We start from the raw sequence: 12,517 nt of genomic DNA, 5'->3' as shown, positions 1-12,517 counted from the left end.
CTGTAGAACGAAATATCTCAACCATCGATCACCGATTCCGCGACATTTGTCAATGCTTGATTGATAATGGAGTGGTGACGGGTGATGGGCGAGAAATCGATCTGCGGCGGCTGCGGATGTTCGTCGAGGTGGTGGAGTCGCCGTCGCTGAGGGTGGCCGCCGAGCGGCTGTTCATCTCGCAGCAGGCGGTGTCGTCGGCGATCCGGGATCTCGAACGCCAACTCGGGGTCGAATTGTTCTCCCGGTCGCGCCGCTCGCTCACTCCGACGCCCGCGGGTACCGCCCTCTACGAGGGGGCGGTACCGCTGCTCGCGGGCAGTGCGCATCTCGCCTCGGAGGTGCGTCTGATCGATGCGCACAACCCCGATCCCTATACCGTCGGATACACGCCGGGACTCGCGCCGTCGGAGGTGTTCCAGGTGATCGAGGGCGCGGTGTTGCAGGATGCGTCGATGCCCATCACGGTGCGCCCGGTGTCGGCCGACGTGATCCGCGACGAACTCCTCGCCGGCCGGATCGACCTGGCGCTGGCGCGGTCGGTGCAGTCGCCGCCGGATCTGGCCGGAGCCATCGCCACCCGACATGAATTGCGTCTGGCCGTCAACGCTCGTCACCCGCTCGCGGTCAACGAGACGTGCAGCATGAATGATCTGGCCTCCTGTCAGATCGTGATCTCCGAACTCGAGCCCGAATACACCGACATGCTGGTGTCCTATTGTCGCCGTGCGGGTTTCGAACCGGAGACCATCGTGTCGAAGCTGCGCGGGACGCCCCCGCACACGTCGGTCATCGCCCATCCACAGGCGGTGGCGTTCGTGACCAACCAGCCCGGATGGCTCTACGAAAGGCAGATCAGGGTGATCTCCTTCGACGACCCGCCGTTCACTCCGGTGATGGCGATGTGGCTGCCCAACACCGCGCCGACGATGCGTAACCGCATCCTCGACTCGGTGAGTATCGGTGCCGGGGGTATCAGTGCCGGGCCAGAATCGACGTGACGTCGGCGTCGGACGACAATGCGCCGTACTCGAGTCGACGATCGGCTCCCAGGCGGGCGTCGATGAAGGCATCGGACACCGAGTGAGGCGAAAACCGCACCAGCAGTGACGCTTCCAACGCCAACGCCATACTCTCGATGACGGCGCGGGCACGCCGTTGGGCATCGGCCGGGGCGGCGCCGGCCAGTGCGTGTAGTTGACGTTGCATCGTGTCGAGGTGGATGTCGAGGACTGTGTTGCTGCCGCGGGCCAGGTCGACCTCGGCGACGAAGGCCGCCACCGTTTCCGGTTCACGGCTCATCGCGCGCAGCACGTCGAGGGCGATCACGTTGCCCGACCCCTCCCACACGGCCATCACCGGCTGCTCGCGATACCGCATCGCGAGCGGGAAGTCTTCGGTGTATCCGTTGCCCCCCAAGCATTCCAGTGCCTCGTAGGCATGGTGCGGGCCGCGCTTGCAGATCCAGTACTTGGCCACCGCGGTGCCGAGGCGCCGGAATGCCCGCTCCTGGTCATCGGCGTCCTCGTCGTGGGCCCGGGCGAGTCGGATGGCGGTGGTGGTGGCCGCCTCGGATTCCAGGGCGAGATCGGCGAGAACCGCGGCCATCGCGGGCTGGTCGGCGAGGGTGGCGCCGAAGGCGGCGCGGTGCCGTGCGTGCCAGGTGGCCTCCGCGACGGCCTGCCGCATGCCTGCGGCGCTGCCCAGCACGCAGTCGAGGCGGGTCTGGGCGACCATCTCGATGATGGTGCGCACCCCGCGTCCCGGTTCGCCGACCATCAGCGCCACGGTGCCGTCGAGTTCGATCTCGCTCGACGCGTTCGACTTGTTGCCGAGCTTGTTCTTGAGTCGCTGGATGCGGAACACGTTGCGGGTGCCGTCGGGCAGTACGCGCGGTAGCAGGAAACACGACAGCCCTTGTCCGCCCGGTCCTTCGGCCTGCGCGAGGACGAGAAACGCATCCGACATCGGGGCCGAGCAGAACCACTTGTGTCCGGTGAGCAGATACTCTGCGCCGGGCCCGCCCGCGCCGACCGGGCGGGCGACGGTGGTGTTGGCCCGCACGTCGGACCCGCCCTGCTTCTCGGTCATCGACATACCGAAGATCGCCGACGCCTTGTCGGCGCCGAGGTCGGGGGAGTAGCTGCGCGACAACGCCTTCGGTACCCACTGCGCGGCCACGTCGGGTTGCAGTTCGAGTGAGGGGATCACGGCGTGCGTCATCGACACGGGGCAGGCGTGTCCGGGTTCGATCTGCCCGAAGAGCATGAACACTCCCGCGCGGGCGACGTGCGAGCCGGGTTGTGGATCGGCCCAGCACCGGGTGTGTGCGCCGTGGGCAACGGCCGCGGAGATGATGCGGTGATAGCTGGGGTGATATTCCACCTCGTCGATCCGGTTGCCCCACCGGTCGAAGGTGTGCAGCACCGGGGTGATCGCGTTCGCCAGTTGTGCGTCGTGCTGGAACTCGGCACTGCCGACGAGGGCGCCCACCTCGCGTAGCTCCGCTTCGGCCCAGCCGGCATCGTGGCGCCGGATCGATTCCTGCAGAACATGATCGAGCTCGTACTCGTTGACGTCGACACGTGGGGCCGACTGGTTGAACACCGTGTGCGTCACATGCGGCTGCGGGTGCGTGGTGGGGGCGGTGGAGGTCATCGAGTTGCCTTTCGGTGGTGGTCGGGTTCCCCTCGCTGGTCGGGTGCCTCCCGCTGGTCGGGTGCCTCCCGCTGGTCGGGTGCCTCCCGTTGGTCGGGTTCCTCTCGCTGGTCGGGTTCCTCTCGCTGGTCGGGTGTCTCCCGCTGGTCGAGTTCCCCCCGCTGGTCGGATTCCCCCTGCTGGTCGAGTTCCCCCCACGGGTCGGGTGCCTCCCACGGGTCGGGTGCCTCCCACGGGTCGGGTGCCTCCCACGGGTCGAGTTCCCCCCGCTGGTCGGGTGCCCCCCGCTGGTCGGGTGCCCCTCGCTGGTCGGGTGCCTCCCGCTGGTCGAGCTTGTCGAGACCACCGAGCCGAGCGCTCAGCACGTCCTCCGAGATTCCGAGGTTGGTGAAGATCACGGTCACCGCATCGGCGAGGGTGTGGTCGAGTGCGTCGTCGGTGACCGGCTTCTGGATCACCAGACCGAAGATCGCCGACCAGAACGCCTTGGCCTCGACACCGATCGAGGCGCGCAACTGCCATCCGGTGCGCACCAGCGTGTTCATCAGGGCCTGTTCGCCGCGTTCGTGCAGCAATCGCAGCGTGTCCGCGATGAGCGCCTTCGACTGGGGTCGTTGCGCGCCCAAGAGCATCGCCGTGGTGAACATCTCGACCGCTCTGGCTTCCGGGCCGAGGAGCGTGGTCACGAGTGTCTCGGCGTAGGCGCGCACGGTGATCGCCGCGGCCGCCGACTCCTCGGCATGCCTGCCGGCGCGGAGCACCGCGGCACACGCCACCTCGACGAACAAGTGCTCCTTGGAGCCGAAGTAGTACGTCACCTGGTTGGGAAAGGTGTTGGCCCGCGCGCAGATCTGCGCGACCGGTGCCGTCTCGCCGTGTTCGCGGAACACCTCGTCGGCGGCCCGCAGCAACGTCTTACGGGTCTGCCTGCCGGTGCTGCGGCTGGCACGACGCGACGCCTGGTCCTGGGGCACTCCGACTCCGTGTTTGTACGGCAAACAAGTTTGTACGACAGACAATAACGGAGAAGGGTGAGATCCGCGTCTAGCTGAGTTGATCCGTAACGACGACGACTGTGAGAAACGAGAAGCGCGCGCTGACGCTGGGGCCCTGAGCTGCCCGTATAGTCTGCGCCGATACCCCTAGGCCAAACTGGTCTTTCCCGTGGGGTTTGTGGGCTGATCGGATGGCTGGACATACGCCGAGGAGGAGCGCGTGAAATCCATGAAACTACGGGTGTTGATCGGGACCGCAGGTGTGGCCGTGATGGCGGCGATCGGCGCACCGGTGGCGTCAGCCGATCACGTCAATGTGCCAAAGCCGCCGACGCCACCGTGGAGTCGCAGTGCCGACGGGTTGACCTACTGTTTCGTCGGCCACTGTGAGAACTGGGACAAACTGGGCAATTACGTCTGCGAGACTGGTGTGCCAACAGCACCGGTGTGCGAGGCGATCATGGCAGTTGTTCGCGCACTCCCACCGACGAACATCGGAGATCTGGTCCCGCACAACGTCATCCCCTGATTCCGGCGACAACCGGATAAGTCCCCTGGAGTGGTGGACTTCGGATCGGCACCACTCGGTGTGTGGGGCTGGGTTCCGGTTGCGACCCAGCTGGCCGACCTTCTCGGCAGATGGGCAGGCGGGATCAAATCGGTAGTCGAGCCATTCCTTGGCGAGCTTGCGAGCGAGTTCGATCCCGATGACTCGCTGTCCGAAGCAGGGAATCTGGGCGTCGTTGGACAGGACGGCTCAGGCTGAGGAGGCCTCCTGAGCCGTGAACCCGTCAGTTGGAGCACCGATTGGTTCAGCGCGCGCTCTGCGAAGTGCCGCAGCCAGTATCGGGGTCCTGGCTGCCGTGCTCCTCGTCGTGCCGACCGTCGGCACGAGCATGCTGCCAGACAGTTGGAATCCGATTCTGCGGTTCCCGCCGACACCTCAACATCCAGGTCGCCTCGCTCGACGACATGACCAGGGCCTACCAACGTGCGAAGCAATTGGGATTCGACATGGCCCTGTCGGACGGGCAACACACCAACGACAAGGAGTTGTCCTTCTACGCTCAGACACCCGCAGTCGTAGGAGTACCGCCCCGCGGGAACTATCTCAAAGCGAATCGGCCGGTCGTCGCCGTGCGGACCGCATCATCGTCCTCGCGGTCACTGATCGCTAGGGTTGACGCCATGCGAATAGGACTGCACGCACTGGGAATCGGTACCGGTGCGGACCCCGCCATCATCGCGGCCACCGCCCGTCACGCGGAGGCCCTGGGGTTTGCGACGCTGTGGTGTGGTGAGCACGTGGTCATGGTCGACGATCCGGTGTCGCGGTATCCGTACACTCCTGACGGACGGATTGCGGTGCCTGCCGAGGCCGACTGGCTCGATCCCATGGCATGCCTCATGTTTGCCGCTGCCCATTCGTCGACGATCCGGTTGGCCACGGGCGTCCTGCTGTTGCCGGAACACAATCCGGTGATCATGGCCAAGCAGGTGGCGTCGCTGGATCGGCTCAGCGGCGGACGGTTCACACTCGGTGTGGGGATCGGTTGGTCCCGCGAAGAATTCGACGCGCTGGGTGTTCCGTTCGAACGTCGGGGACAACGGACGGCGGCGTATGTCGCGGCGATGCGCGCACTGTGGACCGACGAGATCGCTTCCGTCGAATCGGAGTTCGTGTCCTTCCGGGGTGTGCGCGTCAACCCGAAGCCAACGCAACGTCACCTGCCGATCATCCTCGGCGGCAACAGTGATCGTGCGTTGACGCGCGTCGCCGAATGGGCCGACGGGTGGTACGGCTTCAACGTCGACGGACTCGATGAGGTGGCCGACCGTGTGGCGACGCTGCGAGCGCACTGCGCCGAGCGCGACCGCTCGGCTGACGACCTTCACGTCGCCGTCGCACTCCGGTCGCCGTCGCACGCTGATCTCGGTGCGCTCGAGGATCTCGGTGTCAGCGAGCTCGTCATCGTCGATTCGCCACCCGGTGCGGTCGACGCCGTCGAAGAATGGACAGCGACGCTGGCGCAACGGTGGATAGAGCGCTGAGCACGCGATCGCGTTTCAGAATTCCCTGCTCGGAACAGTGCGACAGCGTCGATGGGGCGCTGCGATGACAATGCCAGACCAGTCGGTTCGCCTACGATTGAGACACGCCCGACACGACCTGACGTCGGATGTCGCAATCAGACGATCGGGTCCGGACAAGGCGAGGACCCAGGGAATCACACGAAATACGCACCGCCGGAGCACCGCGCGGCTACTTCCCTTCCCTGGCCTTGCGATACCGCACCTTGACAACTCATCCGACCTCCGGGGACTGCCGAGCAGTGATCATCGTGGAGCCCGGTCGTGGCGTCGTTCGGTTCCCGCGATGTCTTTGTGCCGCAGGGGGAGCGGCGTCTCAACCGGAAGCTGGACAAGTACGGGATCGAGCACGACACGAAGACGTACCCGGGAATAGGGCACAGCTTCGCGAACCATCTCGACGACCAGGTGCCGCCCGCGTTGGTGCGTATTGTCGGAATGTCCTACGACGCCGAAGCGTCGGCGGATGCCTGGTTGCGTGTCTTCGCATTTCTGGCCGCCCGGTTCGCGGAGACCGTTCGGTGACAGCGCTGGAGCATCTGGCCTCCTCACCCCTCCTCCGCGAGGACACCCGACGCGATCCGGAAGGCCGTGTTCGCATCCGGGACGCCGCAGTAGATCGCGCTCTGCAGGATCACTTCTTTGATCTCGTCGGGGGTCAGCCCGTTGCGCAGGGCGGCGCGCACGTGCATCGCGAACTCTTCGTGATGACCACGGGCGATGAGGGCGGTCAGTGTGATCATCGACCGCGCTTTTCGATCCAGCCCGGGGCGGGTCCAGATCTCGCCCCACGCGTACCGGGTGATGAGATCCTGGAAGTCCTCGGTGAACCCGGTGGTGGCTGCGACGGCACGATCCACGTGCTCATTGCCGAGCACCTCGCGGCGCACCGACATGCCGGCGTCGTAGGTCGATTCGGCTCTGGTCACGACGACTCCTTCAGGTGGTGGCGGGCACGGTCGAGGATGGTGTCGATCTGAATGTCGACGGCGCCGAGGTAGGTTCCCGCAGGTGCGTGGCCGGCGAGGTCGGCCATCGTTGTCTGCTCTGTGAGAATGCCCTGTGCTGCTTCGAGAGTGGCGCGAGCGCGGTCGGCGTCGACGCGCAGCCCACTGAGCAGGTCTGTTGATTGTCCCGCAGCGACGACGGTGCGTCGGGCCACGGTACGCAAGGTGGACCACTCGACGTGCCAGCCACCGTCGGTGCGCTCATCGATGCTGCTCGCCGACGCGAGGTGCAGTGTCGCGCCCAGGGCGGGCGCGGCAAGTGCGGCGCGGCGGATGAGTACGGAGAGCATGGGATTGCTCTTGTGTGGCATGGTCGACGATCCGCCGCCCGCACTCTCGGCCAATTCGCCTATCCCACTACGATTCCCGACGAGGACGTCGTCGGCGATGTGGCCCCAGGCGTCGGTGCAGCCGACCAGGGCATCGCCGACCCGGGTGATCGGCGCACGCGTGGTGTGCCACGGCAGCGAGCGTGCCAGACCGAGCCGATCGGCGAGAGCGTCGGACAGCGCGACCGCCGCGTCCGGGGAGCCGGTCAGCTCGGTGGTCGCAGCCAACGTGCCTGCCGCACCACCCATCTGCACGGCGAACCGCGGCACGGAATCCAGTGTCGACACGGCATCGAGCACGCCCGACAACCACACCGCGAACTTCTTCCCGACGGTGCTCGGGAGCGCGGGCTGGGTGAGTGTGCGGGCGAGCATCGGTGCATCGCGATACTTCTCGACGAGCCCGGACAGGACGCGAATCTGCTCGTTCACATCTCTGCGGACCTGGGCGACGGCATCCCGCAGGCACAGCATCAGTGCGGTGTCGACGACGTCCTGGCTGGTGAGTCCCCGGTGAATCCACTGTGCGGCAATGCCTTGCGCGCGATCTCGGAGCAATGCGACCAGTCCGGTCACCGGATTCCCGTCGCGCTCCGCACCGGCAGCGAGTTGCTCGACGTCGTCGGCGCCGAGCAAGCGCGTCAGGTCGACGGCAGCATCGGCGGGTGCGACGCCGCTGTCGACCAGGCAGCGTAGCCACACATTCTCAATGGTGACAAGAGCATTCACGAACGCCGCATCCGACATCAGGTCGCCCGCGCGGTGATCCCCGGGCCAGAACAGGTCGGTCATATTCCCGGGTAGGCCAGGAAGACGGTCTCGTCGTCGCCCTGGAGTCGGATGTCGAAGCGGAGGCCGTTCTCGTCGCGCTCGGCGATGAGAGTGTGACGTCGATCCACGGGCACGGACTGGAGCAGTCGGTCGGTCTCGAGTGCCGGTCCCGGCACGTAGGCTCGGGTGAACAGGCGGTTGAGCAACCCGCGGCCGAAGACGGTGACCATGATGAACGCCGCATGACCGGGTTTCACTGCGCCGGGTTCGACTGTGGTGAAGGAGAAGTCGCCTGCGTCGTCGGTCGGTCCACGTCCCCACCCGGTGAACGTCCAGCCGTCGCGCCGCAGCGACCCGGGTACGCCGGGAATGGCGCCGTCGGCGTCGGCCTGCCAGATCTCGAGCATCACATCGGGCACAGGCTTTCCGTCACCGTCGGTGACGGTGCCGTGAAACCGGATCGCGCCGGGTGTCCGCGGCGGAACCAGTTCGTCGCCGCGGTCGTAAGGTAGCGCGAATCCGTAGAAGGGGCCGATCGTCTGGCCGGGGGTCGCGGCTAGCAGTGCACTCATCATATGGTCCTCACTCTTCTTCGAACGCGGTGCGATTTGTGCCGGAAAGTACTATGTCCCAACGATATCCGGTGCACCACTCATGGGTGGCCACGTCGTGGTCGTAGGTGGCCACCAGACGGTCGCGCGCCTTCTGATCGGTGATCGACTGATAGATCGGATCGAGTGTGAACAGCGGATCGCCGGGGAAGTACATCTGGGTGATCATGCGTTGGGTGAATTCGGTTCCGAACAGCGAGAAGTGGATGTGCGCCGGACGCCACGCGTTGTGGTGGTTCTTCCACGGGTAGGGTCCGGGTTTGATCGTGGTGAACTTGTTCCAGCCGTCGTCGTCGGTCAGGCATCGGCCGACACCGGTGAAGTTGGGATCGATGGGCGCGTGGTGCTGGTCGCGTTTGTGGACGTAGCGTCCGGCGGCGTTGGCCTGCCACACCTCGACGAGCTGCCGGCGAACCGGTCGACCGTCACCGTCGAGGACGCGGCCGGTGACGATGAGCCGCTCACCGATCGGATCGCCGTTGTGCTGGATTGTCAGATCCGATTCGAGTGCATGCACATCACGAGTACCGAACGCCGGAGTCCACAGTTCGATGTCCTCGGGATCGGCGTGATGCAGGTCTTTGGTGGGATGACGCAGCAGGCTGCTGCGGTAGGGCGGATAGTCCAGCCGCGGCTGGGTCTCCTCCACCCCCGTGTGCTGATAGGCGGTCTCGATGGCGGCAATCTCGGTGTTGATCTGGGCCTGGGTGGCCGATGCGCTGTCGGGATCGGTGTTGATGATCGTGGTCATGATGTACCTCGGAAAGTAAGTGGTCGACCGGGCCGACCTGAAGACGGTGGTGGGCGGAAGTCACTGATGGACAAGCTCTTTGACCGGTTCGGCATCGGCGTGTCCGAGCTGGTCGGTGGGGATGTCCTTGGTCTCGCGTGCGGTGAGCGCCGCGGCCGCCGCGATCGCACAGACGACCGCGGTGAACAGGCTGATCACTGTCCATCCGCCTACGCGCACGCCGCCCATGGCCGCGACGATCGACGGTGCGAAACCGGCCATCAGGAAGCCGAGCTGGGTGCCGATGGCCATGCCCGAGAAGCGGACCTCGGTGGAGAACATCTCGCCGTAGAACGACGGCCAGACGGCGTTGGCGGCGGCGTAACCGAAGGAGAATGTCGCGATTGCCAGTGCGAAGGTGATCAGGTGATTGTCCTGGCTCATCGAGAGCATGTAGAAGGGCATCAGCACCGCCGACGCGACTGCGCCGTAGATGAACACCGGCTTGCGGCCGATCCGGTCGGCGAGTTTGCCGAACATCGGCTGGGTGATCAGCGCGCCGATGTTGGCGACGACGACGAGCCACAGGGTGAGGTCGGCCTCGAGGCCCACCTTCTTGCCGTAGGCGAGGGCGAGATTGGCGAACACCGTCGACACCGCGGCGATGAAGGCGCAGAAGATCACGCGCAGTACGTCACGCCAATGGTTGCGCAGCAACGGGATGAGCGGCATGCGCGCGATGGTGCCGGCCTCCTTGGCCTCGGCGAACTGCGGGGTCTCGTGCAATTCTCGGCGGATGAAATAGGCGATGAGCACCACGACTGCGGACAGCCAGAACGGGACGCGCCAGCCCCACGAGTACTTGGCGTCGTCGGGCAGCGACATGAACGGGATGAGGATGAGCGACGCCAGGATGAGACCGCCCTGCGTACCGGTGAGCGTCCACGAGGTGTAGAAGGCGCGCTGATGATCGGGGGAGTGTTCGAGCGTCAGCGAACTCGCCCCGGCCTGCTCGCCGGCGGCCGAGAAGCCCTGCATTAGTCGGCAGATCACCAGCAGTGCCGGCGCGAACCAGCCGATCTGGCCGAAGGTCGGCAGGCATCCGATGAGGAACGTCGACAACCCCATCAGGACGAGCGTGAACATCAACACCCGCTGGCGTCCGATACGGTCGCCGAAGTGGCCGAGCACCAGGGCGCCGATCGGCCGGGCGATGTAGGCGAACCCGAACGTCATGAACGACATGACCAGGGCGGCGCCGTCATCGTCGGGAAAGAAGATGTGCGGGAAGATCAGTGCGGCCGCCGACCCGAACAGGAAGAAGTCGTAGTACTCCACGGCGCTGCCCATGAAGCTGGCCAGCGCAGCTCGTTTCGGGGTGCGCACCGGAATGTCTTCCGTGCTCGGGTTGTCGATGGTGGTCATGGCGTGGACTCCTTGACGGTGATTGTGCTCTGGATGAGGTGTGTTCAGGACGGGTTTGCGACGAGTGCGCGAAAGTGGCGGGACATACGGTGGGCGTCCGGGACTGTCCCGGTGATCAGGGCGAATGCGTCGACGGCCTGGTGAACGGCCATGTGGCCACCGTCGAGGGTGCGGCAACCGGCCCTGCGGGCTGCCTGGAGAAGTGCGGTGTCGAGGGGGCGGTAGACGATGTCGGCGACCCAGAGCGCGGGATGCAGCAGCCCGGCGTCAAACGCCATTCCGGGGTGTTCGGCCATCCCGGTGGGGGTGGCGTGCACGACGCCGGTTGCCTCGGGCAGCAGCACCGACAACTTGTCGAATGCCGATGCGTCGATGCGGACGAGCGGGTATCGCGCGGCGAGCTCGGTGGCCAGCGCGGTGGCGCGATCGACGTCCATGTCGACCACGGTGAGGTGTGTGCTGCCCAACCGCGCCATTGCGTCGGCTACCGCGGTTCCCGCTCCGCCGGCACCCACCAGCACGACGTCGTCGAGCGCCGCGCCGGGCAGGCCCTCGGCGAAACCGTGCGCGAAACCTGTTGTGTCGGTGTTGTATCCGATGGTTCCGTGGTCGGTGAACCGAACCGTGTTCACCGCGCCGAGGGTTGCGGCCACCGGGTCCACCGCGTCGAGGTGATCGAGCACCAGTCGTTTGCACGGGTGGGTGACGTTGACGGCGTCGAAGCCGAGCGAACGAGCCCAGCGCAGCACCTCTCCGACGCGGGCAGGTGCGATGCCGAGGGTGTCGAGGTCGATGGTGCGGTAGACGTAGTCCATCCCCTGCGCCCGGCCCTCTGCCATATGCATCGAGGGGGTCAGCGACGGGCCCACTCCGGTGCCGATGAGGCCGACGAGATAGCTACCGGTGCTCGTTGTCATGGTGCCTCCGTAATGTACGAACTAGTACGTTCGCAAATGAGTAGAGCACTATGACCCTCGTCGCGTCAAGACTTTCGTGTGATCGGTATCGCTCAGACGCTGGAGTACGGCTTCCCGCGCCGTGTCGGCGAAGTGCTACTCACGGCTCGCAAAAAGTAGGGGAAGAAGATCCTTCCCCTACTCTTGGAGTCCTCCCCGGGAAGTTTCACGGGGAAGACTCTGAACCTCGGGGAAGGAATCCGTCCCCAAGTTTCGGATGGGGAGGTCGGCGGCGGTCCCGCAGGTCCGGATCGTCGCCGCCGAATTCGTCGGATCAGGTCGCGCTGGTGAGCCAGCCGACCACCACGTCGCCGATCATTCGGCGCAGGTGAGCGCGCTGCGAGACCTCGGCGAGGTCGACGCTGAACAGGTAGCCGAAGGTGTACCGATTGGCGACCTGGAACACGCAGTAGGAGCTGATCACCAGGTGCACGTCGAGTGCGGTGACGTCGTCGCGGAACACGCCGCTCTCGCGTCCGTCGGTGAGGATCTCGTCGAGGAGCGATGTTGCCGGTGTCGACAACTGCGGCAGGTCGGCGAGCTTGCGGATGAACTCACCCCGGTGGATGTTCTCGATCGACACCAGCCGGATGAACTCGTCGTGGGCGATGTGGTGATCGAAGGTGACCTCGGCGAGACGGCGGATCGCTTCGACGGGATCGCGGTGGTCGACGGTCAGCTTCTGCTCGGCCTGGCGGATACCGCGGTAGGCGTTCTCCAGAACCGCGAGGTAGAGCCCTTCTTTTCCGCCGAAGTAGTAGTAGATCATCCGCTTGGTGGTGCGGGTGCGTTCGGCGATCTCGTCGACCCGGGCCCCGGAGTAGCCGGATTCGGCGAACACCTCGGTGGCCACCGCGAGCAGTTCTGCACGTGTGCGCTCGGCGTCGCGCTGGAGTTCTGCTTTCGGCTTGGCTGCCACGATCGGCAGCTTACTTCGTGCACGATCG

At 65.7% G+C, this 12,517-nt stretch carries 12 protein-coding genes and 2 pseudogenes; 4 read left to right on the top strand and 10 right to left on the bottom strand.

Features of this window, described 5'->3' with window-relative positions; all coding sequences use genetic code 11:
- Window positions 1–74 precede the first annotated feature (74 nt).
- Window positions 75–998: a LysR family transcriptional regulator gene (locus ACWDTD_RS16350; RefSeq protein WP_449748183.1), complete on the top strand. Its 924-nt coding sequence runs from the start codon at window positions 75–77 to the stop codon at window positions 996–998.
- Here the strand turns inward: ACWDTD_RS16350 and ACWDTD_RS16345 are convergent.
- Window positions 973–2,655 carry an acyl-CoA dehydrogenase family protein gene (locus ACWDTD_RS16345; RefSeq protein ID WP_449748182.1) on the bottom strand — a complete coding sequence of 561 codons (1,683 nt, stop codon included), beginning with the start codon at window positions 2,653–2,655 and terminating at the stop codon, window positions 973–975. The genes ACWDTD_RS16350 and ACWDTD_RS16345 overlap by 26 nt on opposite strands.
- 347 nt (window positions 2,656–3,002) lie before the next feature.
- A pseudogene (locus ACWDTD_RS16340) lies at window positions 3,003–3,629 on the bottom strand (TetR/AcrR family transcriptional regulator C-terminal domain-containing protein); the annotation flags it as partial.
- Window positions 3,630–3,918: 289 nt separating this feature from the next.
- On the opposite strand from ACWDTD_RS16340, the gene ACWDTD_RS16335 reads away from it, so the two are divergent.
- The gene (locus ACWDTD_RS16335; protein WP_449748181.1) at window positions 3,919–4,179 is read left to right on the top strand and encodes a hypothetical protein; all 261 of its coding nucleotides are present in this window, start codon (window positions 3,919–3,921) and stop codon (window positions 4,177–4,179) included.
- An 87-nt stretch (window positions 4,180–4,266) separates the two neighbouring features.
- Here the strand turns inward: ACWDTD_RS16335 and ACWDTD_RS16330 are convergent.
- Window positions 4,267–4,407: pseudogene (locus tag ACWDTD_RS16330) on the bottom strand (RpiB/LacA/LacB family sugar-phosphate isomerase); the annotation flags it as partial.
- Window positions 4,408–4,838: 431 nt separating this feature from the next.
- Here ACWDTD_RS16330 and ACWDTD_RS16325 point away from each other — a divergent pair.
- A complete protein-coding gene (locus ACWDTD_RS16325; RefSeq protein WP_449748180.1) occupies window positions 4,839–5,702 on the top strand; it encodes an LLM class F420-dependent oxidoreductase in 864 nt (287 codons plus the stop codon).
- Window positions 5,703–6,005: 303 nt separating this feature from the next.
- Window positions 6,006–6,266, top strand: a complete 261-nt coding sequence (locus ACWDTD_RS16320) for a dienelactone hydrolase family protein (RefSeq protein ID WP_449748179.1) — start codon at window positions 6,006–6,008, stop codon at window positions 6,264–6,266.
- A gap of 23 nt (window positions 6,267–6,289) precedes the next feature.
- On the opposite strand, the gene pcaC is transcribed toward ACWDTD_RS16320, so the two are convergent.
- From pcaC to ACWDTD_RS16285, 7 genes are all read right to left on the bottom strand, one after another.
- Window positions 6,290–6,670 (bottom strand): 4-carboxymuconolactone decarboxylase, encoded by a 381-nt coding sequence (pcaC, locus tag ACWDTD_RS16315; RefSeq protein ID WP_449748178.1) that lies wholly within the window; start codon window positions 6,668–6,670, stop codon window positions 6,290–6,292.
- On the bottom strand, window positions 6,667–7,869 hold the full coding sequence (gene pcaB, locus ACWDTD_RS16310; protein WP_449748177.1) for a 3-carboxy-cis,cis-muconate cycloisomerase: 1,203 nt from the start codon (window positions 7,867–7,869) through the stop codon (window positions 6,667–6,669). Before pcaB ends, pcaC begins: the two co-directional genes overlap by 4 nt.
- Window positions 7,866–8,420, bottom strand: a complete 555-nt coding sequence (gene pcaG / locus ACWDTD_RS16305; protein ID WP_449748176.1) for a protocatechuate 3,4-dioxygenase subunit alpha — start codon at window positions 8,418–8,420, stop codon at window positions 7,866–7,868. The genes pcaB and pcaG overlap by 4 nt, the downstream gene beginning before the upstream one ends.
- 10 nt (window positions 8,421–8,430) lie before the next feature.
- A complete protein-coding gene (gene pcaH / locus ACWDTD_RS16300) occupies window positions 8,431–9,210 on the bottom strand; it encodes a protocatechuate 3,4-dioxygenase subunit beta (protein WP_449748175.1) in 780 nt (259 codons plus the stop codon).
- 60 nt (window positions 9,211–9,270) lie between these two features.
- Window positions 9,271–10,614, bottom strand: a complete 1,344-nt coding sequence (locus tag ACWDTD_RS16295) for an MFS transporter (protein WP_449748174.1) — start codon at window positions 10,612–10,614, stop codon at window positions 9,271–9,273.
- 44 nt (window positions 10,615–10,658) lie between these two features.
- A complete protein-coding gene (locus ACWDTD_RS16290) occupies window positions 10,659–11,531 on the bottom strand; it encodes a shikimate dehydrogenase (protein ID WP_449748173.1) in 873 nt (290 codons plus the stop codon).
- Between the two features lie 313 nt (window positions 11,532–11,844).
- Window positions 11,845–12,489, bottom strand: coding sequence for a TetR/AcrR family transcriptional regulator (locus ACWDTD_RS16285; protein WP_449748172.1), 645 nt, complete (start codon window positions 12,487–12,489; stop codon window positions 11,845–11,847).
- Between the last annotated feature and the right edge of the window lie 28 nt (window positions 12,490–12,517).

It is taken from the genome of Gordonia sp. NPDC003425 (assembly GCF_053588635.1).
Note: the sequence above shows the minus strand (reverse complement) of the source record. Positions and strands in the feature narration are given on the sequence as shown.